This window comes from Pseudoalteromonas sp. AS84 (assembly GCF_038900255.1).
Taxonomy (GTDB): Bacteria; Pseudomonadota; Gammaproteobacteria; order Enterobacterales; family Alteromonadaceae; genus Pseudoalteromonas.
This window is the reverse complement of sequence record NZ_JBBMQY010000009.1, coordinates 78,364-102,379: the sequence shown is the minus strand read 5'-3', so window position 1 is coordinate 102,379 and position 24,016 is coordinate 78,364. Positions and strand designations below refer to the sequence as shown.

The window sequence follows — 24,016 nt, the reverse complement described above, 5'->3', positions numbered from 1 at the left end:
AGCTCTGTAAGTACACTTAACTTACTCACAAATAATAAGATTGATACAATTTGTCTAAACCTAGCTTAAATCAATACCCAATTACAGAGCTCAAAGGGGTCGGCCCAAAAATGGCTGAGCGTTTGCTAAAGCTAGGTATTTTAACTGTGCAAGATATGCTTTTTCATTTGCCACTTCGCTACGAAGATCGTACTCGCTTATACGCGATTAGCGAGTTGTCACTGCATAGCCATGTAAGTGTTGAAGCCACAATTGAAACAAGCCAAATAACGTTTGGTAAAAGGCGCATGCTTGTTTGCCAAATCAATGATGGTACTGGCAGGCTAACACTACGATTTTTTAATTTTACCGCCGCACAAAAAAACGCATTTAGTGCAGGTAAAATAATACGTTGTTTTGGTGAGATACGCCGAGGCCGTGTTGGCTTTGAAATGAGTCATCCTGAATACAGCATCAGCGATACCTCTAACGAGCAGCCGGTAGCGACGACATTAACGCCCGTTTATTCAACAACCGAAGGTTTAAAGCAGCTATCGATTAGAGCTTTAAGCGAACAGGCTATTAATTTACTAAATAAATACTCAGTAGAAGAACTACTGCCTTCAAAATGGCAGCTATCAAGTATGGCGTTAAGTGACGCCTTATTATTGCTGCATCGCCCACCTAATGATGTTGATGTAACTGCATTAGAGCAAGGTACTCACCCTGCTCAACAGCGCCTTGTATTTGAAGAATTACTTGCACAAAATCTCAGCTTATTAAAAGTAAGAGAGCAAGGGCAACAAGTTAAAGCCGTAGCATTAAATCCGGTCAACACATTAGAAAGCCAATTTTTAGAGCAACTTCCTTTTGCACCCACAAATGCGCAAAGCCGCGTAGTTGCTGAAATTAAAGGTGACATGCAACACGCGTATCCCATGATGCGTTTAGTACAAGGCGATGTAGGCTCAGGTAAAACCCTAGTAGCAGCACTTAGTGCACTAACAGCCATTGCCCAGGGCTTTCAAGTAGCTTTAATGGCACCTACTGAAATTTTATCAGAGCAACATGGTGTTAATTTTACAACGTGGTTTAATCAACTAGGTATAACAGTTGCGTGGCTTGGCGGTAAAACAAAGGGCAAAGAGCGCGTAGCAACACTTGAAAAAATCGCCTCTGGTGAGGCGCAAATGATTGTAGGTACTCACGCTTTATTCCAAGATGAAGTTAAGTTTAATAACTTAGTGCTTATCGTTATTGACGAACAACACCGCTTTGGTGTCCACCAGCGTTTATCACTACGCGAAAAGGGTAAGTTTGGTGATTGCTACCCTCATCAACTAGTTATGACCGCAACACCTATCCCACGTACGCTTGCTATGACCGCCTACGCCGACTTAGAAACTTCTGTGATTGACGAGCTGCCACCAGGGCGTACGCCAATCACAACAGTGGCACTTCCTGATACTCGCAGAGACGATATTATTGCTCGCGTTAAATTAGCGTGTAACGAGCAAGGCCGCCAGGTTTATTGGGTGTGTACACTTATTGATGAATCTGAAGTACTGCAATGCCAAGCAGCGGAGGACAGCGCACTGCAGTTAAAAGAAGCGCTACCAGAGCTAAATGTTGGTTTAGTACATGGCCGAATGAAATCAGCTGAAAAACAAGCCATTATGAGTGAGTTTAAAGCAGGTAATATACATGTTTTAGTTGCCACTACGGTTATTGAAGTCGGCGTAGATGTCCCTAATGCGAGCTTAATCATTATAGAAAACCCCGAGCGCTTAGGTTTAGCACAGCTGCATCAGTTACGTGGGCGAGTTGGCCGTGGCGCTACGGCATCGCATTGCGTGCTTTTATACCACGCACCGTTGTCTCACACCGCTCAAAAGCGATTAGGAGTACTACGCGATAGTAACGATGGTTTTGTGATAGCTGAGCGCGATTTAGAAATTCGTGGCCCTGGTGAAGTACTTGGTACAAAACAAACAGGGTTAGCCGAGTTTAAAATTGCCGACCTTACCCGCGATAAGCATATACTTAACCAAGTTAAACCGATTGCACAGCAAATGCTTAAGCAGCACCCTGAAGCTGTTGACCCACTAATTCAACGTTGGTTGGGTAATAAGCAAAATTACGCGCAAGCGTAACCACTCTATTTTCGATACTTTTGAGTTTGCTAAGTTAATTTACTAAATTAGTTTACTAAGTTAGAGATGCTAAATTTATTTGTTAGCATTTTGAGGGGATATAAAAAAGTCAGCTCTAGACAATATAGAGCTGACTACTGATATCTAAGCTAAGCAGCATAAAAGCGATTAGCGCCTTTTACTGCTCTTAGTTAAATTTAAGCTTTGTTAAGCTCAAATATAAGCGATGTTTGCGGGAATGATATTGGCATTTGTAAACCAAACTGCATTAGCGCTTCACCTGTAAATGTTTGACCATTTACCGCAGCAATAGAAGATGGGCGATACTCTTCAAATTTTACCGGCCACACTAAATTAAGTGTGTACTGCGCATCGGCATCTAGGCCAACAAAACGAAGCTTATTAGGCGCTGTACGCGGTGTTTCGCGAACGCTGTTATACGCAAATAACGCTTTTGTTTTTTGCTCATCGATTAAACCAAAGTTAATTGATAAATCGTCGCTACCTAAGCGGTATAAATCGGCGCTATGAATAAACTCACGATGCTCTTTGTGTAGTGCTATTGCCGCTTTAAGTGCATTGTATTCGTGATCGGTCAGCTCACGTGGGTCCATTTCAATGCCCATGTGGCCAAACATTGATACCGCAGCACGCATTTCAATACTTACATTACGCCCTGTGATATGACAATCGCGTGGCCCTACGTGTGCACCCATAACCGACGATGGGAAAAAGAACGAACATCCACGCTGTATTTCAAGGCGATCAAGCGCATCGTTTGAATCTGACGTCCATACACGGTCTGTGTGTGCAAGTACGCCGTAATCTACACGTGCACCACCTGACGAACAGCTTTCTATTTCAAGCCCTGGGTGCGCCGCTTTAATACGGTCAATTAAACGATAAAGTGCTAATGTTTGCTGGTGCACTGCTGGCTTACCATCAAAATTACCCGCATGGTTAATATCGCGGTTCATATCCCATTTAATGTACTTAATAGTTGGGTATTCAACTAAAATATCGTCGATGGCTTTGTATAGGTACTCAACAACCTCAGAGCGCGTTAAATCAAGTACTAGTTGATTTCTAAAGCTTAACTGTTCGTTGTTTTGGGAGCCTAAAACCCAATCAGGATGCGCGCGGTATAAATCACTATCTGGGTTGACCATTTCTGGTTCAAACCAAATACCAAACTCCATACCTAAGCTATTCACATGATCTATAACGGGTGATAAACCATCGGGGTAAATTTTGTAATCTACTGTCCAATCACCTAAACCAGCGTTATCGCCACGGCGGCCTTTAAACCAACCATCATCAAGTACAAAACGCTCAATACCTAACGGCGCTACTTTGTCGGCTAGCTGCTTAAGCGTGTCTACGTCGTGATCAAAGTATATGCCTTCCCATGTGTTGTAATGCACAGGACGTGTTTTTTCACGCTGCGCTTGGCTAAGTAAATTAGCTTTAACAAAACGATGAAAATTACGAGAAAGCGCACTAAAACCTTCACTCGAAAACGAGCCATAAATGCTCGGGCTTTGATATGTTTGACCTTTAGCAAGCATAAGCTCACCAGGAAGTAATAGCTCACCCATTTGTACATAACGACGACCTTCAGCTAAAAGCTCTGCGCGTAGTTTATTATTGCCACTCCAACCTAAATGAAAGCCGTAACATTCGCCGTGTTGCTCGCCTGCATTCTCGTTATGCACTAATAAACCAGGAAATACATCGTGTGATGTTTTTCCTTTACGGTTTTCACGAACAAAACTGCCTAAAACTAAATCAACCGATTGACGTTGAAATTCATTTGACCAACGACCTTCAAAGCTCACTATTTTGCTTACGCTATCTGGTAGCTGAAATGTTGGTGCTGCGCAAAAGTTAACGCTTAGTGGTGAGTCACCTAAATTAGTTAATACAGTATGTGCACTTAAAACATTTGTGTTGTTATCAAGCGTGATGCTGTGAACGACTTCAATACCACGAAGCTTATCTACGCTTACAAACTCAACGGTCGTACTTGAAGGCTGACGCACTTTTTGAAGCTCTGGCCCTACTGACCATGCGATTGAGTCGTTTACTAGCTCAAGCCCTGGCGCACCAGTAAAGCCCTCACCTAGTAATGGAGATAGAGAAATAGGCGCTTCTTCAACCACGGCACATTTTACTTCTTGACGCGTAGCAAGCTGAGTTAGCATTGTTTCTGTTGTTTGCTCAGATAGGTGTTTACCAAAGTACAGTAACGCCGGTGTTTTGCTCTGGCAGTCGAAAATAACGGTGCTGTTTACACTGTCTAATCGATAAAATGATTTAGTGTCGGCCATGATTTTCCTATCCTCTTGTTCATTGTGTGAGTTATAAATATAACGAAAATTAGTAAGCTACACTATGTACTAAATGTATCTCATTGCTTGAGCCACAATCTATCAGACTGTGACATTCAATAATAATAGTATATATCATATAAATTAGATTTTGATAGTCTTTACATCGCAAATAGTCAGATAAACTCACTGGAAGTACCACTGTAATAAAAAGTATTAAACTAACCTTAGCTTTGAAGTTGTCATGTTGCTTTTAATACATATAAAAAATCGGCCAGAGTTTCCCCATGACCGATTTTGTCAGCTTAAACTATTTATACGTTATTTTTGTACTTGTGCTTGGCCTGCGTCATCAAGTGCCGGTGTTTTACCTGCCCACTGCGCATTCAAACCAAAGACCACTTTATTTACTATCAATGCAAAAGCTACACATACAATCAGTGTAATTGGCATTAAGTGAATGTAATGAATGTCAGTATGTAGTGGTGAGTTTGCAAATGTAAGCATGCCATACATAACCACACCTAAAATTACTGCAGCAATACCCGCTCGTGCATCAACATTTTTAAATAATAAGCCCACTACAAAAATAGAGAATATAGGCATACTTAATAAGCCATTTAATTGCTGTAGTAAGTTAATAATACTGTCTGCTTGCTGGTAAATTGGTACAAGTACCAGTGTTAAGCTTGTGAGTAGTAACGTTACGTAACCACTTAGCTTTACAACACTTGGCTCTTTATTAAAGTACGCTTCGTGAATGTCACACACATATAGTGCTGTAGCTGAATTTAATAAGCTGTTGTAAGTAGAGAGTACTGCTGCTGCCATTGCCGCTGCGAACACACCGGTTAACCATGCTGGCATTACATCACCCACAATTCGACCATAAGCAGCGTCGCCAATATCGCCATAAAGTTTAAACGAAATAATACCCGGTAATACCACAATTGCTGGGACGATTAAAAAGCGAATACCCGCTGCGGCAAATATACCTTTTTGCGCTTCTTTAACATTAGGTGCTGCCATTGCTCGCTGTGTGATTGTTTGGTTAGTACCCCAGTAATACATTTGAATAAAGATCATACCGGTTAAAAGTGTTGGCCACGGAATAGGTGAGTCAGCATCACCTATGAGTGTTAAGCGCTCCTCAGGAATACCCGTAAAGTCATAATCAATCGCATTAAGTGCTAAAAACACGACTAAAACAGCCATGCCTAGTACAAGTATGCCATTGTAGGTATCCGATACAGCAACTGCTCTCAGGCCACCAAAAAACGCATAAACAGCACCAATAATGGCAAATGCGGTGGCAATATACATTAGCGGAATATCAACCTTAAACATGGTTTGCATAAATAGCGCGCCAGAATAAATAACCGCTGGCATATAAATAAGTGCATTACCTAAAAAGAATAAACCACCAATAACAGCGCGAATATGTTTGTTGTTATAACGCTTTTCTAAAAGCTCTGTGGTAGTTGTACAGTTGTATTTGTAATAAACAGGAATGAACACTTTGGCTAAAATAATCAAACCTATAATTGCTGCAAGCTCCCACCAAACCAGTAAAGCCATTTGGTTACCATTCATACCTACAAGCTGATCAGTACTTAAATTAGTTAATGTGATTGAACCTGCAACAAACATCCAAGTAAGGCCACCGCCCGCTAAAAAATACTCTTTGGTTTGGCTTTGTCCGTTATTGCGATTTTGGCCTCGGCATTTCCAATAAGTAAGGCCACCAATTAAAGCGGTGACAAAAACAAAAACCACCAGCTGTAAAATGTTATCTGACATGTGTGTGTCTCCTGCGCGTTATACGCAATGTCTGTGTAATAAAAAAGTGCACGCTACAGCGCGTGCGCATCTCGACTTAGTTCTAACTTAATCTGCTTTAAAGGCATAAGTTCGGGACGTTGGTTATGCAGCTTTACCAATGCATTTAACTGAAACAGTGAAATAAGCATGCTGTTAAGCACACTCAAGTAACCTTGCTTGTGTAAGTTTGCAACGGTATCGCTATTTAATGTTTGCAGTTTGTCTTCATCAACGGTGCTCAAACCTTGAATAGTTTGGGTTTCGCCTTGTTCAAACTGCAATACAATATCTATGTTTTTAATGAGCCCTAACCGCGCAACTTCTTGGGTAAATTGATACGTTTGATAGTCATTTTTTAAGTCGCTTTCTAACAGTTTTTGCTGTGCACTTAAAAATAAACTCGGGTTACCTTTAGCATCAAATAGTGCCTCACCTTGCTGCGTGTTTACGGCTGAGCTTTGATCATCAATTGCAATAAAATAATCGCTACTATTTGCTTCTCGGGTCATTAAATAAAGAGGCTGGGTTTGCATACATACCGGTGTGTAAAGTGCCTGCCATTGGTTGTTATTAACCAATAAACTTTGACCTGCACTAAAGCTGGTTAACGCTGATACGGTATAACTACCATTTTGTGTATTACGTGCTAAAAAAATAGGTAAGTCGCAGGCTGCTTTTGCTATTTCATTTGCTCTTAAATTAACTAAATGCTGCGTTTTTGCATATTCAACAGCTGCATTGGGGTTAATTTTTAATGTTTGGTGTTTGGTGTTTACTAGTTCACTAATAGCCATAGTTACACATCCTTAAACTGGGTTAGCTGCTAACCACTGCTCTATAAAAGCACGGTGAGGCGGCAAAGTTTGCAACATCTGCTGTGTAAGCTGGCTGTTACGTTCAATTATTTGTTTGGCTTGCACATGTTGTGAATACAAATATGCTTGTTTAGTAAAGTCAGGCTTAAAGCCCATACCGTACAAAACATACTGATAACTGGCAGCAGGGAATAACTCTAATGCGCCATGAAAATCTTGAATTAGCGGGCCACGGCTTCCCCAAAGCAGTAAATCTTCTTGTAGGGTTTGTGGAATAGTGTCGGGCTGTACATGTGCTTGCCAGTAAGGTTCTGGGCGCTTGGTTAGCATGTAATGCAGCTTTAAAAAGTCGATAATACGCTGCCAGCGGTAATCCATCTGCTCATTAAAACGCTTAGCTACAATAGGCATTACTTGTGTGTCTGCTGGCATATGCTCTGCTACAAAGCGTGCTGAAATTTCAACAAGCATAATAGCGGTTGCTTCAAGCGGTTCTACAAACCCTGCTGACATACCCACTGCAACACAGTTTTTATGCCAAAACTTCTCACGATATCCTGATTCAAAGTTAATTTTACGGGCAGTTAAACCGTTTGCTGCATCGCCTAAATAATTTATTAGGTTTTGCTCTGCTTCATCGTCTGATAAAAACTTGCTTGAATAAACATGCCCTACACCTCGGCGGTGCGTTAAACCTATATCCCAAATCCATCCAGCGTTTTGCGCTGTTGCTATGGTATGGCTGGCCAAGGAGTCGTCGCTTTCATCATAAGGGACTTGCATAGCCAGTGCGCTGTCGTTAAATAGCACGTGGTCCATTTTTTTAAACGGTACGTTGAGCGCTTGGCCTAATAACAATGATGAAAAACCAGTACAGTCTATAAATAAGTCGGCGTTTATAGTGCGGGTTTGATCTTTTAGAGTAAGCTCATTTATTGCACCATCGTCATCAAGCTTTACCTGATCAACAGTACCAATAATATGCTCTACACCAAGCTTACTTTTACAATGCTGTTTAAGCATTTCGGCAAAAGCGCCGGCATCTAAGTGATAAGCGTAATTACAATTACCTTGGTATTCACCTTGCGCTATACCTCTTGGGGCTAAGCTTGCTTCGCAAATATCATGTTGAAAATTAGTTTGCTGTGCAAAGTCTTCAACATTATCTAAATATGGGGCTAAATCTATACGGCCGTAGCCTAGCGGTACAGTAAATGGATGGTAGTAAAAGTCATTATTGCCATGTGTCCAATTTACAAACTTTCCGCCTTGTTTGAAGGTAGCATTACAGGCTTTAAACACATCAACTTCACGCAAGCCTATTTGCTGAAGTGTGTTTTTCATCGTGGGCCAGGTACCTTCACCTACGCCAATAGTTGGAATGTCTGACGATTCAACCAACATCACTTTTAAGCCGTCACCATTTTGACCTTGGTGATACGAAGCTATAATTGCAGCGCTCAGCCATCCTGCTGTACCACCGCCAACTACCGCTACTGTTTTTATTGCTTTATTCATAATGGACTACTCTTTGAGTATTTTTTGATAACGTTTTATACAACAAATGCCCGTTAGGGCATTTTGATTTAATGTGAATTCATTTTAGCCAATTAGGTTAACTAATATACATTACTGCTAAATTAACCTAATTGGTATTAGCACCTCGGTGCTGTAATGAAAACGAAGAGGCGAAAAAATACGCCTCCATCATTAATTAAAACGATCCGCGAATACCAAACGCGTAACGTGAGCCATTATCTTCTACTGAATAGATTTGGTTAGCAAAACGACCTGTTTGCACTAACTCTTCTTCAGTGATGTTGATGCCTTCTGCAAAAATAGTGAAGTTTTCGTTAATATCGTAGCTTGCACTAATATCCCACTGGCCGTAAGTTTCTACGTTCACTGGTTCACCGTTAAAGCCGTTATCAACTAAGCGTAAAAAGCCTTCACGGTTGTTAAATGCAACACGTGCTTGCCAGTTTTCTTGCTCATAGAAAAATATTAAGTTTTGTGAATCCCCAAGACCTTCTAGTGCAAATGTTTGTGTAGTATCATCACCCACACTAATGTCGCTATTCACAACAGTTGCATTAGCAATAAAACCAAAGCCATTTTCAAACATGTGAGTAACACCGACTTCAAAGCCGGTTACAGTTGCAGACTCACCATTTTGAGGACGACTTACAGTGTAAACTTCTGAACTACCAATAAGTTCGTCATCTGTTTGATCTGTACATGTAGTACACGCAAAATCAGGGCCTGAACGATCAGACATTTCGTATGTTTCGGCACCTGTTAGGGTAACAATAAAGTCATCTACTTCTTTACTAAATACTGCAAAGCTAAATAAGTTAGCATCGTTGTAGTACCACTCGTAAGAAATATCCCAGTTTTCTGATTGGAATGGTTTAAGTGCTGGATTACCACCACTTGCCGTTAAGTTTTGACGACGTGGCTCGTTAAAGTTTGTCGCAGGAGATAGCTGAGACATCGTTGGACGAGTAATACTGTCGTACGCTGCAAAGCGTAAAATCATGTTGTCTTGCAGCTCTAACTTAACATTGAAAGACGGTAATAAGTTTGAGTAGCTAGTGCCTTGCTCGATGTTCGTTGCAGGCCCAAAAACATTCTGAAATAATGTTGCGTCAGATGTTGGTATAACATCGCTAATAAAGCTTTGTATTGCAGCAACTTCAATATCAGTTTCTGAGTAACGTGCGCCCATATTAACAGTTACTGGCATATCAGCTAGGTCAAAACCAAGCGTAAAGTCCATGTATAAGCTAGTGATGTCTTCGTTAATTGTATAACGGTTATTTTGTAGTGTTGGCTCTACTGGGAAACCTTGATCGGCTAGGTAATCAAGCATTTTATCACCGTCGTAGGTGTAGAATGTATCGATTAAGCCTGGGAAGTAATTGCTTGCTTGGTATGCTTCAAAATCAATTGCATCAAGTGGTGCTTGTGTACCATAACCACAGAACTGACATTGACTACCAAAGATTTGAAAGCTTGATTTTTCACGCTCTTGGCGATAAGCACCAAAGTTAATGCGATCAACTGGGCCTTTATCTGGCACATATTCAAAATCGGCTTTTACTTCAGTAATTTCATCTTCATCTGTAAATTGATTACCAATTTCGTTGTAATGAAGACGCGCTAGGCTTGGATCTGGCAGCGAACCATTTTCAAAACCGTCATGCTGTACAGTAGGAATGCTGCCTGTACCGTCAAAAGTATAGCTATTGATAACACCTACAACGTTAAAACGATCTCTACCAGCACGGTCGTTTTCGGCTGTTGAGCGAGATACATCAAATTTAGCTTTTAATGACTCGTTTACTTGCCAATCAACGTTAATACCAAATGCTTTATTAGTTACATCACGTGAATTACGTGTATGCGATACAAAGTCACTTGCAGGGTCGCCACTTGGCGCGCCTAAACCAACTTCTTGAGAGAAAGTTAAAAGAGTGCCTGTTTCTGGATCAATCGTTGCACTGCCTACGCGGTCTGGTTCAAACCAAGATGCTAAATCGCGGACTGTTGAGTCAACTTCGAATTTTGAAATCATGCCATCAACAGTAATCGTAACATCGTCAGACGGTGCGTATTGAAGTACTAAACTTGCATTTGTACGCTCGCGGTCTTGCTCATCAACTACTTGGTCCCAGTTACGTGGAATGTAAGCATTTTCAAACAATACACCATCAGTTGGGTTAGAAATTGTTTGGCCACCGCGCCAACCTGCCGTTAAAATTTGGTTATTTTGAAGTTTACGTTGTTGATTAGTGATGGCAAAAAGCACACCTAGCTTGTCATCGTTAAACGTATTACTTATTAAGAATGATGTTGATGGAGATACTTCTTCAGAAAGGCTTTCGTACATACCTTTAACTGAACCTAAAATATGTAAACCACCAAAATCAAAAGGACGTGCTGTAGTTACGTTAACCGTACCGCCAATGCCGCCTTCTTGAAGAGTTGCTGTATTACTTTTATAAATATCAGCACCGGTGATTTGATCCGCGGCCAATACATCAAAGTTAAATTCACGACCTGCACTGTCTGTCGCAATTTGACGACCATTAACAAGTACAGTATTAAATTGTGGACCAAAACCACGAATAGTTACCGCTTGGCCTTCACCACCACTACGGTCAATTGCTACACCTGTAATACGTTGCAGAGATTCTGCTACGTTTAAATCAGGAAATTTACCAAGATCTTCTGCTTTAATCCCGTCTGTAACAACATTAGATGCTTTTTTATCCAACATTGATGAACGTAAGCTGCTGCGGATACCCGTTACTGCGATAACTTCAACATCTTCATTTACTACTGTAGGCGTATTGCCTTCAGCGCCTTGAGCTGCAACGTTTCCGCTTGCCAATATGCCAGTGATAGCAATACTGATCGCGGTTTTCTTGTTGAACGATAACTTATTGTTAATTATCATTTTTTAAAAACTCCTGATTGTGTGTAGTCGTTGTGTCGTTGTGGTAGTGCATATAGTTTCAAATACTATTTATATTATAAATACTTTAAAACAGCAAAAAGTGCAACCTTTTCCTGAATTATAGATAGCATTTAATCACCGTATTTTTGCTTTTAATTTTCTTTAAATTAACATTGAAAGGCTGCATTCACTCAGAAAAAGAGTAAATAATAACCTGCTCGTAATCCTCTCCCGGCAATAAATTAGCTTTTGGGAAATTTTCACGATTTGGCGCATCAGGCCAATTTTGCGCTTCAAAGCACAAAGCTTGGCGTGCTTTAAAAGGCGCACCAACAAAGTTAGCAGTATATAGTTGCATACCTGGCTGAGTGCTTTTAAGGGTTAAATTAACCTTCGTGTGTGGCGAAGTTAATGTAGCCATCGTCTTTAAACTGCTGTCATCATTAAAAATATAGCAGTGATCAAAGCCATTTCCAGCTTCTAACTGAGGATGAACAGCGCTTAATGCCTTACCAACTTGAGCTGGCTTGGTAAAATCAAAGCAGGTGCCTGTAACTAAAGCGGATTCATTAAGTGGAATACTGGTTTTATCGATAGGAAGATAGTAATTGGTATTAACTTGAACAAGGTGTTCATTAATTGATTCGCTGCCATCAAGATTAAAGTAACAATGGTTGGTAAAGTTAACGAGCGTTTCTTTATTGGTTAGCGCTTTAAAGTGCAGAGTAAGCTCGCCGTTTTTAGCGCTAATAGTTTGCCAAACCTGCAACTCACCAGGGAAACCTTGTTCGCCGTCGGGAGAGCAATAATAAAGCTCAACTTCACTTTCAGTTTGTTTGGTTACTTGCCAAAGTACTTTATTAAAGCCTTTAACGCCGCCGTGCAGGCTATTAGGACCGTTATTTGCTTCCAGTTGATACTGCGTACCAGATAAGTTAAAACGCCCCTTTGCAATGCGATTAGCGTATCGACCTACTGTAGCGCCAAGATAAAATGGGTTTTCAAGATAGTATTGAGGATCATCGACGCTAAGCGTCATCTCTTGTTTTTTAAATTTAATGCTTTTTATTATTGCGCCAAACGGCAAAATTTCAGCTGTTAAATTTTCACCATCACTGAGCTGAATAACTTGTAAAGGTTGGTTATTGGCAATAGATGTCACACGCATACTCCAATCAAATTACCGAATTAACATTTCCTGTTATAACGGCGCAACAATATATACTATAAATAGTATATAACTGAAGCCTGTAACTCAATCTAAATGCGTTAAAATTTCTCGACAAAAATTTACAGTTGCCGTCATATATTTACAATAATTCAGCTCAGCACGAGCTTATATAAAATATAAGCTTCGTAAGGTTAACTGCTTTGGTAAATATGCTCATTAAGCGCCGCTTTTTCGTCAACGCTAAGCGCTTGCTTTGATTTAGCGATAAAATCGTATCTCACCATCACGGCTTTGCCTATTGCGCAGCATTTATCGTGTTGCCATGCTTCTTGCCTCAGCGTAAAAGAACTAGTGCCTATATGCTCTACAGAGGTTTTAACTGTCACTTCGTGGCCATAAAATAATTCGCCTACAAACGACACTTCTACTTTGGCAATTATCAACTTCCAATCATGTGGATTTAAGTCCGGTGTAAAAAACTTAAAAATAGGACCACGCGCGACTTCAAACCATACAGGGAGTACGGTATTGTTAATGTGTCCGAGTGCATCTGTTTCGCTAAAGCGCGGCATCACTTTTTCAATAAACATAAAAATCCAATAATAATTATATAAAGGTAAACCATGACGGACTTTATACGCGTTATTGATAACGCATTAAGCGATGAGTTTTGCGATGAATTTATTACCACATTCGCGCAAAGCCCGCATGTAAAACAAGGGGTAACATCGGGCGGTGTCGACTTAAAGAAAAAAGACAGCCACGATCTGCATTTAAATAATCACCCCGAATATGCACAACAATTAAAACATATACAACAAACGACTGCACAGCATGTTTTTAAGTATGTTGAAGAACATATTTTTATGATGATTGGGGCGTTTGGATTAAAGGTCTATCACCCAAAAACAGGTGAAGTAGTCGATTTAACTCAAGACAATTTTGAAGAAGTAGGTAAACCGCAACTACCTGTTTTAGTACAGCAAATTTTTAGACTTGGCAATATCCAGGCGCAAAAATACGAAGTAAATAAGGGTGGCTATCCTTACTGGCACAGTGAAGTTTACCCGCAGCTACAGCACAATGAAGCTTTGCATCGCGTGTTGTTATTTATGTTTTATTTAAACGATGTAGAGGAAGGTGGTGAAACTGAGTTTTACTATCAAAACCGTAAAATAGCACCTAAAAAAGGCACTATGGTAATAGCCCCAGGCTACTTTACACATACTCATAGAGGTAATAAGCCAGTATCAAACGATAAGTATATTTTAACCTCGTGGGTGCTGTTTAATCGTGCAGAACAAATATATGGTGCGCCAAAAAGTTAGCGCACCAAAGCTTAGATGGTTAACCTAGTAGCTCATCAAATAAATCAAACAGTTGATCAAGCTCTTTAATAGTGTTGTAGTGCATACAACCAATGCGCACTACACCGCCTTTATCAAGCACATCTAACTGCTTGCATAAACCTTGGGCATAAAAGTTACCATCCCACACGCATATATGCTGCTTACCTAAAAATTCCGAAACAGCGCGTGGCTCTAAGCCTTCAAAAATTAAAGCAAAAGTAGGTGTACGCTCATTTAAGCGATCAAAGTCATCAATACCAAACAACTTAATGCGTGGGTAATTAACTAAGCGTGTTAAAAAGTGCTCACTAAGCGCCATTTCATGCTGTTTAGTTTTAGCAAAGGCCACGCTTAACTTTTCGCGGCGTGAATGGCTATCATCAAGCTCGCTTATTGCCGCAATGTAATCAACTGCCGCGATAAAACCCGCCATTGCTTCAAAGCTTTGTGTACCGGTTTCCCAGCGACCTGGCGCTACGTCTTTAGCGGGTTCTACTTTATAAGGTGTAAACCCTTCTAAATGTTCTTTTTTACCGTAAACCATACCTAAATGCGGGCCAAAAAACTTATATGCCGAGCAGGCTAAAAAGTCGCAATCAAGCGCTTGCACGTCAACAAGCTCGTGCGGTGCATAATGTACGGCATCAACATAAACAAGTGCGCCTACGCTGTGAGCAAGCTCTACAATACGTTTAATATTGTTGATTGAACCTGTGGTATTTGACGCATACGTTACCGCTACAAGCCTAGTATTGCTGTTTAATAAGCTTTCAAATTGCACCATATCTAAGCTGCAATCTGCTTCGTTAATAAGCGCTGTATTTACAACAACGCCTTTATCTTCTGCGGCTTGCTGCCACGACGATACATTTGAGAAGTGATCGGCATTGGTTACAATTATTTCATCGCCAGCTTGCCAGTCGCGTGAAATAGCACGGCTAAAACTAAACGTTAGGCTGGTCATGTTTGGACCAAACACAATTTGTTGTGAGCTAGGTGCATTAAGTAAGTCAGCAGCTGCTTGGCGCGCATTCGCCATCAGTTCAACCGTTTTATCACTTGAAAAAAACGCGCCACCTAGGTTTGAGTTGTAGTGCCCTAAATAAGCTGTCATCGCATTAAGCACCGATGTTGGTACCTGCGAGCCGCCTGGGCCGTCTAAAAATATTGGCGATTTACCATCAACGGTCTGCATTAATGCAGGAAACTGCTCACGTAATTGCGTTATGTTCATGCCTAACTCCCTTAAGACGTTAATACAAAACAATCCAGGTAACCTGGTTTGCTAGCATCAATTTTGTTCATAGGTGTTGCGTTATGCCACACTTGACGGTCATTTATTAATGCAAACATCCCGTCTTTTATTTCCATTTTAAAACAAGGCTCAGCTTGCTTGTTTTCGTATACAAGTAGCTCGCCACCTTCTAAATTTTCATGAGAAACACCGCATATACATACATGGTCAAAACCATCTTGATGTATGCCTTCTGGCGCTGCTGGTGTATCACTGTTAATAGCAAGCATACGGAACTGATGAATTTCAATATCACGCTGCTCATCAATACCGGTAAGTTGGCGAAACTCATTTACAATGCTTTTCATGCCTTCTGACTCAAGTAAACTTTGCTCTAGGTTTTCGTAAGTACGCTCTACATTACCTTGAAAAGTATTAATTGAATCGTCTTGAACAAATGCTTTGGCTTGCTGTAGCTTTATTTCACCATTTTGCATTTTAACTACTGAGTAACGACGTTTACGAAAGGCACCATCTGCATAAGGATTAGCAGGCAGGTTATCAAAAGAAGGCTTAACCAAATTAATATTTGCTTGGTTAACAAAACGTAGTTGCAGTAAATTCTGGTTGTTTAATGCTGTCATAAAATCTCGCCTAAAATAATGAGAATATTGATGAGGATTTTAATGCATTTTGATAGGAATTTTTGCGCGATTAATTACTTTAAAAGTAACTTGAGACTAGATTTAATACAATAATATAAAAAAAGAAGCATGAACTATCTAATATTTATTTTAGCCAATAAAAAACCCGCCTAAGCGGGTTTTTAAACAAACTCTAAAAATTATACAGCTTGTTGAATAATCACGTTGTCTGCTTTTTTAGTGTAAGCAGGCATACGGTGGAAGTTCAAGTAACGGTATGTATCTGAAGCCGTTGCATTGATCTTCGCTGCATATTCTTGGTACTCAGCAGCTGTAGGTAGTCTACCTATGATTGCAGCAATTGCAGCAAGCTCAGATGATGCTAAGAATACGTTTGCGCCATTACCTAAACGGTTAGGGAAGTTACGTGTAGAGGTAGACACAACCGTTGCTTTATCTGCAACACGTGCTTGGTTACCCATACATAGTGAACAACCTGGAGTTTCGATACGTGCGCCAACACGACCAAAAATACCGTAGTAACCTTCTTCTGTAAGTTGATCTTTGTCCATCTTAGTAGGTGGAGCAACCCAAAGCTGAGTCGGAAGTTGACCTTTAAAGCCATCAAGCAACTTACCAGCAGCACGGAAGTGACCAATGTTAGTCATACAAGAACCGATGAATACTTCATCAATTTTCTCGCCAGCAACATCAGAAAGAAGACGCGCATCATCTGGGTCATTTGGAGCACAAAGAACTGGCTCTTTAATCTCAGCTAAATCAATTTCAACGATATGCTTGTACTCTGCATCAGCGTCAGCTTCCATTAGTTCTGGGTTAGCTAACCAATCTTGCATTGCAGTAATACGACGTTCAATCGTACGTACATCGCCGTAACCTTCAGAAATCATCCACTTAAGCATAACAATGTTAGACTCAAGGTACTCAGAGATAGACTCTTTAGATAACTTAACAGTACAACCAGCAGCAGAACGCTCTGCAGATGCATCTGATAATTCAAACGCTTGCTCAACAGTAAGGTGCTCAACGCCTTCAATTTCTAGTACGCGACCAGAGAATTCGTTAATTTTACCTTTTTTCTCAACTGTTAATAAACCTTGTTTGATACCGTAGTAAGGGATTGCATGAACAAGGTCACGTAACGTGATACCTGGTTGCATTTCGCCTTTAAAACGAACCAAAATAGATTCAGGCATATCAAGTGGCATAACACCCGTTGCTGCTGCGAATGCTACTGCACCCGAACCTGCTGGGAATGAAATACCTAATGGGAAACGTGTATGTGAATCACCACCAGTACCTACGGTATCTGGTAATAACATACGGTTTAACCACGAGTGAATAATACCATCACCTGGACGAAGTGAAACACCGCCACGGTTCATGATGAAATCAGGAAGCGTATGGTGAGTGCTTACATCGATAGGCTTAGGATAAGCTGATGTATGACAAAATGACTGCATTGTTAAATCTGCAGAGAAACCTAAACATGCTAAATCTTTAAGTTCATCACGTGTCATAGGACCTGTTGTATCTTGCGAACCAACAGTTGTCATTTTAGGCTCACAGTACTGACCTGGGCGAATACCTGCAACGTTACATGCTTTACCAACCATTTTTTGCGCTAGTGTGAAGCCTTTATCAGAAACTTCTGTTGCTGTTGGTACTTTAAATGTATCAGTTGCGCCTAAGCCAAGAGATGTACGCGCTTTATCAGTTAAACCACGACCGATGATTAGTGGAATACGACCACCAGCACGAACTTCATCTAAAATCACATCAGATTTAAGTTCAAAAGTAGAAATCACTTTATCTGTACCATGTTGCTTAACAACACCTTCGTACGGATAAATGTCGATTTGCTCACCCATGTTGAGTTCATCAACATTTAATTCGATTGGTAATGCGCCTGAATCTTCCATTGTGTTGAAGAAGATTGGAGCAATTTTATTACCTAAACATACACCGCCAACACGCTTGTTTGGTACGAACGGGATATCATCGCCCATAAACCAAAGTACAGAGTTAGTTGCAGACTTACGAGAAGACCCCGTACCAACAACATCACCTACGTAAGCAAGTGGTAAACCTTTAGTTTTTAATTCTTCAAGCTGAGTAATTGGACCTACTTCGCCCGCTTTATCAGGTGTAATACCGTCACGTTCAATTTTTAGCATTGCTAAAGCATGAAGTGGGATATCTGGACGAGACCATGCATCTGGTGCAGGTGACAAGTCATCAGTATTTGTTTCGCCAGTTACTTTAAATACAGTAACTGAGATCTTTTCAGCAACAGCTGGCTTATTAGTAAACCATTCTGCATTTGCCCAAGATTCGATAATTTGCTTAGCGAATGTGTTACCCGCCTTTGCTTTTTCCTCTACATCGTAGAACGCATCAAACATAAGTAATGTATTTGAAAGGCCTTTAACTACGATTGGTGCAAGTGTTTCGTCATCAAGTAGGTCAATCATTGGTGCGATATTGTAACCGCCCAACATTGTACCTAACAATTCTGCCGCTTTTTCTTTAGAAACAAGTGGAGAATTAGTTTCACCTTTAGCTAAAGCTGCTAAAAATCCCGCTTTAATATAAGCAGCATCATCAACACCTGCTGGTATACGCTGAATGAACAAATCTAAAATGAATTCTTCTTCACCTGCTGGTGGAGTTTTTATTAATTCAATAAGATCAGCAGTTTGCTGAGCATCTAATGGCGCTGGTACGATACCTAACGCGGCACGTTCTTCTACGTGTTTACGATATTCTTGTAGCACAATATTGCCCTCTTGGTGACGTGAAAGTATCCGGTAGCGCTTCAAGCGCAAATAAGTTACCCAATACTTATAGTATTCTAACGCGTAATTATAAAGCTTTTATGGATAGATGAAAATCCATCCAGTTGCGCAACTGATTATACCGATTATAAATACTATGAATAGTGGTTGTAGTAAAAACTATTTTCATGAATACTTGTTAAGTAATAATCATTACCATTAACCAATATTAATTTATTATAGCCATAAAAAAACCCAGCACTTGGCTGGGTTTTTATTACAAACTATTTAATTAACGTAAAACTTTAACGTTTTTGATAGTTTTGATATGCGCTTCTACACGACGGTTTTCTGCGTTTGCAGCTTTAGTGTTTGCATCATTTTTAAGACGCTCTTCACCTAAACCAACTGTAGTAATACGGTCTTTAGCAATGCCATCAGAAACTAATTGCTCAGCTACTGCATCAGCACGTTTTTTAGATAACCATTTGTTGTAAGTTGCTTTACCTACAGAAGAAGTGTGACCTTCTAAAAGTACTGTTGTATCTGGGTACTCTTTTAAGAATGCAGATACTTTTTCAATATCGTTTAAGTACTGAGTAGATACTGCTGAAGCATTGTTAGGGAAAGTCACTAATAAGCTTACAGTTACTTCTTTATCTTCATATAAAGTACAACCAGTGCCATCAACTGCATCAGTCATAGGTGTGTTAGCACACTTATCGTCTGCATCAGCAATGTTATCGTTGTCGCTATCTGTAGGAGCTACAGCTACTTCAACAACTTCAGGAGCTGGCTTAACTGGCTCAACTGGTGCTGAATTTTGGCCGAATAAGTAGTTAATACCTATTTTAGCGCCTACATCAGTGTAACCACGGTCAAGACCTTGGTATACAGCTGTTTCAGCATTAACAAATAAGCCATCTGTAATGAAATGTTGGTAACCAACACCTGCATTTAAGAATGTGTTGTCATCTACTACGTCCATTTCTTTAATACCGAAAAGACCGTAGAAAGGACCGCCATTTAAATGGTAAAGAGCATCAATACCGTAACGCTCGCCATCAATACTGTTGCGGTTACCAGCAACTTTATCAAAAGCATTAAAATCCATATCTGCATATTCAAGACGTGCGCTCCAGTAATCACTGAAACGGTAACCAGCTTCAACACCCCAGCCAGTTGATTCATTCACGTCAAGACCAGCTTGAGCACGCATGTTTTTCCAAGATGCGTCATAGTAGTCGCCAAATGCGCCAATGTAGAAACCTTCTTCTTTATCAGCAGCGAATGTAGATGCGCTAGTTGCAGCCAACGCGATTGCAATTGTAAGTGATTTTAATTTCATTGTTTTCTTCCCATTTGAACAATTTTAAATTGTAGCTAATCGATACTAGCTCAATCAGTTTTATATAGACTAACTGAGCCTTTGTTAATCAATACTTAACGAAAAATAAAGTTTATAACTTTTTTCTATGCCCTGTCACAACACACATCCACTTACTATAGGCGAAATTGAAACTTTATTGAAAAATAAATATAGTAGTTTTTTGTAAATTAGTACTTAGCAAGGAATGTAAGAGCAATTAAATGCACTTATAAATGCAAAGAAATATTGCTTGGCTTTAATTCGGCGCATAATACCATCAGAATTAACATTCCCCTAGATATATGCGCATATTTGATTAAAAAATGACTCTTTTTAATCATGTAGTTATATTAAATGTTAAGAATTAAGTACCACAAAAGGTCTGGTAATCATTATCATTTATCGGTGAAGTTTGAAATTCTGATAATTTTTCACTATCAGAATACGGGCTACCCGCTACTTTTATAAAGCGCTGTAGTAACTCACTAGACCCTGTAGCGTTATATTGTGTAATTATTTCTTCGATCACATGATTACGCGGTATTACACGAGGATTTGCAGCTCTCATTACTTCATAACTATTATTGTCAGTTAAGCTTACCCACTTAGCTCTCCATTCAATTAGCGACTCAGGTATTACTGTTTCTTCTTTTAAGGATTCAGTAAGCGCATCGAAGGTATTGGTGTAATCGAGCTGGTTATCTTTTAATAGTGTTAACAACTCTGCGATTAACTCGCCATCACTGCTGCTAGATTCATTTAAACCCAGTTTTTGTTCCCACATAGCAGTAAACTCAATATTAAATTGCTCAGCAAAGTTATTAATGTATGGCGTCATTAACGTAACAGCCTGCTCGTCATCATCATTAATAAGTGGTATTAAACTCTCGGCCAAGCGTGCACAGTTCCAGTTAGCCATATTTGGCTGATTCCCAAAGGCATACCGACCTTGTTTATCGATAGAGCTAAATACGGTGTCAAAATCAAAATTATTCATCATAGCGCAGGGGCCGTAATCAATGGTTTCTCCGCTCACTAGCGTATTATCAGTATTCATTACTCCATGAATAAAGCCAACACGCATCCAGCTCACAACTAGCTTAACTTGGTTTTTAATCACACCGCCTAAAAGTGCTAAATAGCGCTGTGGTCCTGTGTCGGTTATTTCTGGATAATGTCGCTCTATAGCTAAATCTGCTAAATTTTTAAGCCCTTCAACATCGCCTTGCGTCGCTAAATATTGAAACGAGCCAACGCGAATATGACTGGTTGCTAAACGAGTAACTATTGCGCCTGCTTGTGGTGGGTTACGATAAACCGTTTCACCGCTGCCAACGACCGCTAAACATCGGGTAGTTTTAATGCCTAGTGCATGCATTGCTTCGCTCATTACGTATTCACGAATAGCGGGCCCAAGTGCACAACGGCCATCACCCCCTCTTGAATAAGGAGTAGCGCCAGAGCCCTTTAATTGAATATCCCATAACTGGTTTTCATTGTCAGTAATAGCCCCTAATAAGTGGGCTCGTCCGTCACCTAAACGTGGTGAAAAATGTCCAAATTGGTGCCCAGAGTAACCAAGTGCTACTGCAGGAATCGCCTGCTTTTCATTACCGCTAAAAGTATTAGCATGTAAATCATCAGCGACATTAATATTAAACTGTTTTGCTAAGCTCTCGTTCCACAGCAATAACTGAGGGGAGGCAACACTTGCAGGGAAATCTTCAATTGCGAAGTTTTCCGCAATATCTGTGTATCTTGGCACTAATTTCATGGTAATTCCTATTATTGCTGACTTATACCCACGCGGTTGTCACCTACACCATAGGCCACAATTAAGCTTAACTCTTGCATACTTAAGCCACTTTGCTTTTGCATTTCATTAAAAAAGGCTTGGGCTGCACTCAGTGATTTTTTGGTTTGTAAGCCGCCGTCTATAATTTTATGCGCACGCAAATAATTCTCTACATCGCGTGATAGTAAAAAAGTATCTTTACCAAGTGCTCGTAGCGCATAAGGGCCTGTATTTCCGCCTAAACGCGAACCATGCTTTTTTAAATACGCCCATAAACCAATAATATCGTCTGTTGGCCAATTAGCGACAAACTGGTTAAAACTGCCATGTTCTTGTGCTATTTCGTGGATCATGTAAGCATTTTCGGTAATTGTTTTTACTTTTTTATAGTTACGAACAATTCGCTCATCCGTTGCTTTTTGTTCCAGCATATCGGGTGGCATCATTAATAATTTATCAACACTAAAATCCCAAAAAACCTCTCTAAAGCCCGGCCACTTATTATTAATTACTGACCAATAAAAGCCGCTTTGAAATACTTTTCGAGTAAATTCTTCAAGCCAATCGTCGTCACTTAACGTGCTTAGTTGTTTTTTAGATAGCGGTTTTGCAAGTAATAACTTAAGCATCTTTTCAGAGCCTTTTCGCTCTACCGCTCGCTTATAAATATCGCTAAATTTTTCCATACTAATTAAATACCTCACTACTTATATTGCTAGTGTACGAGAAAAGCACCCAATACGTAACCATTCCCATTATGGATGAATGAATATGCATTTAGTAGCTTGACACCTAGACGGCTAAAATGCTTTAATCGCCGTAATTACCCTATTTAAATTGCAGCGGTTTGTAAGTTTTTACTCTACAAACAGGTGCAAAGGGCTAGAAGAGGTGCGTTATTCAGGTAGCGTATGTTAGGAGCGCAAACTCCAGTGAGCATACGTGAGGGGAATTAACGCCGAGAAGTAATCACTTTTGCGAAGTGTTTATTTCGGGCGACTAGGTTGAACCCTAGCGACTGTCACCAATAGCTGCTTATAACAAGCAGCTTATTAGTTTGGTGGAGAGCTTCTGGTCTTAAATATTAAGGCCGTGCGCCCTATTATTTTAAGCCCATTCGCTCTTCGAATTATTAGTTCGAACGACGTTAATGCGGCTCCTTCCATAAAGCTTTTTAACTCTTCGAATAACTTATAAGTTCGTGAGAGATGATCAACAACTTCAATTTAAACGACTACTCATTGTGGACCGCGCTTGTTACGCCATTTGATCAACACGGTGATGTTGACTACAACACGTTAACTAAGCTGGTTAGCGAGCAAGAAGCGGCACATAACGGTATTCTACTACTTGGTAGTACAGGCGAAGGCTTGGCGCTAACGCAAGAAGAGCAGCAAGCCATTGTTGAACACGTATGCCAGCTAAAACCAGCGGTACCATTAATGGTTGCTGTGGGTGGTAGTAACTTAAAGCAACAAATTGAGTGGGTTAACTATTGTAATACACTACCCATTCATAGCTTTTTACTTGGCTCACCCCTTTATGCAAAGCCCGGCGCTATAGGCCAAACTCATTGGTTTGAAAGCCTACTTAATGCAAGCGCTCACCCGTGTATGCTTTATAACGTACCGGGGCGCAGTGCTGTTAGCATCCCAACGGCAACAATTCAAAACTTACAAAACAATAAAAATTTATGGGCGTTAAAAGAAGCGAGCGGCAGCATTGCTCAGTTTGAAGCTTACCGCCAAGCGGCGCCTAATTTAGCTATATTTAGTGGCGACGATGCGCTAATGCCTTATTTTGCACAAGCAGGTGCAAAAGGGTTAGTGTCGGTAGCTGCAAACGCATGGCCCGCACAAACCCACGAGTTTGTTAAACGCAGTTTAAGTGGTCAACATCCTAATTTATTTGCTCAGTGGACTAGTGCCATTAATAGCCTATTTGCTGTCGCAAACCCCATTCCCGTAAAGGTATTGATGCATTTGCAAGGCCGCTTAAGCAGCCCGCAACTTCGTCCACCTTTAACACACCTTGAGTTAACTCAAACCGATTGCATCACAACTGCAAACAACACCATTTTATCTTGGCATTAAATA

General features: G+C 40.3%; 16 protein-coding genes and 1 riboswitch. Of the genes, 3 read left to right on the top strand and 13 right to left on the bottom strand.

Annotated features, from left to right (window positions below; genetic code table 11):
- The first annotated feature begins 50 nt into the window (after positions 1 to 50).
- The gene (recG, locus tag WNY79_RS11320; protein ID WP_342875902.1) at positions 51 to 2,132 is read left to right on the top strand and encodes an ATP-dependent DNA helicase RecG; all 2,082 of its coding nucleotides are present in this window, start codon (positions 51 to 53) and stop codon (positions 2,130 to 2,132) included.
- Between the two features lie 197 nt (positions 2,133 to 2,329).
- Here the strand turns inward: recG and WNY79_RS11315 are convergent, their stop codons facing one another.
- From WNY79_RS11315 to WNY79_RS11285, 7 genes are all read right to left on the bottom strand, one after another.
- Positions 2,330 to 4,462: an alpha-galactosidase gene (locus tag WNY79_RS11315; RefSeq protein ID WP_342875901.1), complete on the bottom strand. Its 2,133-nt coding sequence runs from the start codon at positions 4,460 to 4,462 to the stop codon at positions 2,330 to 2,332.
- A gap of 321 nt (positions 4,463 to 4,783) precedes the next feature.
- The gene (locus WNY79_RS11310; RefSeq protein ID WP_007580003.1) at positions 4,784 to 6,262 is read right to left on the bottom strand and encodes an SLC5 family protein; all 1,479 of its coding nucleotides are present in this window, start codon (positions 6,260 to 6,262) and stop codon (positions 4,784 to 4,786) included.
- Positions 6,263 to 6,315: 53 nt separating this feature from the next.
- Entirely contained in the window at positions 6,316 to 7,077 is a 762-nt protein-coding gene (locus tag WNY79_RS11305) for a SapC family protein (RefSeq protein WP_010554817.1), read from the bottom strand.
- A 12-nt stretch (positions 7,078 to 7,089) separates the two neighbouring features.
- On the bottom strand, positions 7,090 to 8,616 hold the full coding sequence (locus tag WNY79_RS11300) for a tryptophan halogenase family protein (RefSeq protein ID WP_342875900.1): 1,527 nt from the start codon (positions 8,614 to 8,616) through the stop codon (positions 7,090 to 7,092).
- A gap of 196 nt (positions 8,617 to 8,812) precedes the next feature.
- Positions 8,813 to 11,560 (bottom strand): TonB-dependent receptor, encoded by a 2,748-nt coding sequence (locus WNY79_RS11295; protein WP_024600041.1) that lies wholly within the window; start codon positions 11,558 to 11,560, stop codon positions 8,813 to 8,815.
- A gap of 187 nt (positions 11,561 to 11,747) precedes the next feature.
- Positions 11,748 to 12,722: an aldose epimerase family protein gene (locus WNY79_RS11290; RefSeq protein ID WP_342875899.1), complete on the bottom strand. Its 975-nt coding sequence runs from the start codon at positions 12,720 to 12,722 to the stop codon at positions 11,748 to 11,750.
- A gap of 200 nt (positions 12,723 to 12,922) precedes the next feature.
- On the bottom strand, positions 12,923 to 13,321 hold the full coding sequence (locus WNY79_RS11285; protein ID WP_076925789.1) for an acyl-CoA thioesterase: 399 nt from the start codon (positions 13,319 to 13,321) through the stop codon (positions 12,923 to 12,925).
- Between the two features lie 33 nt (positions 13,322 to 13,354).
- Here WNY79_RS11285 and WNY79_RS11280 point away from each other — a divergent pair, with 33 nt between their 5' ends.
- The gene (locus tag WNY79_RS11280; protein WP_024600038.1) at positions 13,355 to 14,059 is read left to right on the top strand and encodes a 2OG-Fe(II) oxygenase; all 705 of its coding nucleotides are present in this window, start codon (positions 13,355 to 13,357) and stop codon (positions 14,057 to 14,059) included.
- 19 nt (positions 14,060 to 14,078) lie between these two features.
- On the opposite strand, the gene WNY79_RS11275 is transcribed toward WNY79_RS11280, so the two are convergent.
- The 6 genes from WNY79_RS11275 to WNY79_RS11250 form a co-directional block, all read right to left on the bottom strand.
- A complete protein-coding gene (locus WNY79_RS11275; RefSeq protein ID WP_342875898.1) occupies positions 14,079 to 15,314 on the bottom strand; it encodes a cysteine desulfurase-like protein in 1,236 nt (411 codons plus the stop codon).
- Between the two features lie 11 nt (positions 15,315 to 15,325).
- Positions 15,326 to 15,958 (bottom strand): 2OG-Fe dioxygenase family protein, encoded by a 633-nt coding sequence (locus tag WNY79_RS11270; RefSeq protein WP_342875897.1) that lies wholly within the window; start codon positions 15,956 to 15,958, stop codon positions 15,326 to 15,328.
- Positions 15,959 to 16,158: 200 nt separating this feature from the next.
- A complete protein-coding gene (acnB, locus tag WNY79_RS11265; protein ID WP_024600035.1) occupies positions 16,159 to 18,756 on the bottom strand; it encodes a bifunctional aconitate hydratase 2/2-methylisocitrate dehydratase in 2,598 nt (865 codons plus the stop codon).
- 292 nt (positions 18,757 to 19,048) lie between these two features.
- Positions 19,049 to 20,104, bottom strand: a complete 1,056-nt coding sequence (locus WNY79_RS11260) for an OmpA family protein (RefSeq protein ID WP_024600034.1) — start codon at positions 20,102 to 20,104, stop codon at positions 19,049 to 19,051.
- A 385-nt stretch (positions 20,105 to 20,489) separates the two neighbouring features.
- Positions 20,490 to 21,899 (bottom strand): YdiU family protein, encoded by a 1,410-nt coding sequence (locus tag WNY79_RS11255; protein WP_342875896.1) that lies wholly within the window; start codon positions 21,897 to 21,899, stop codon positions 20,490 to 20,492.
- 11 nt (positions 21,900 to 21,910) lie between these two features.
- Positions 21,911 to 22,606, bottom strand: a complete 696-nt coding sequence (locus WNY79_RS11250) for a DNA-3-methyladenine glycosylase I (protein ID WP_342875895.1) — start codon at positions 22,604 to 22,606, stop codon at positions 21,911 to 21,913.
- Positions 22,607 to 22,798: 192 nt separating this feature from the next.
- Positions 22,799 to 22,999, top strand: a riboswitch (Lysine riboswitch).
- A 129-nt stretch (positions 23,000 to 23,128) separates the two neighbouring features.
- Between WNY79_RS11250 and dapA the strand changes: the two genes are divergently transcribed.
- The gene (gene dapA, locus WNY79_RS11245; protein WP_024606521.1) at positions 23,129 to 24,013 is read left to right on the top strand and encodes a 4-hydroxy-tetrahydrodipicolinate synthase; all 885 of its coding nucleotides are present in this window, start codon (positions 23,129 to 23,131) and stop codon (positions 24,011 to 24,013) included.
- Positions 24,014 to 24,016 lie beyond the last annotated feature (3 nt).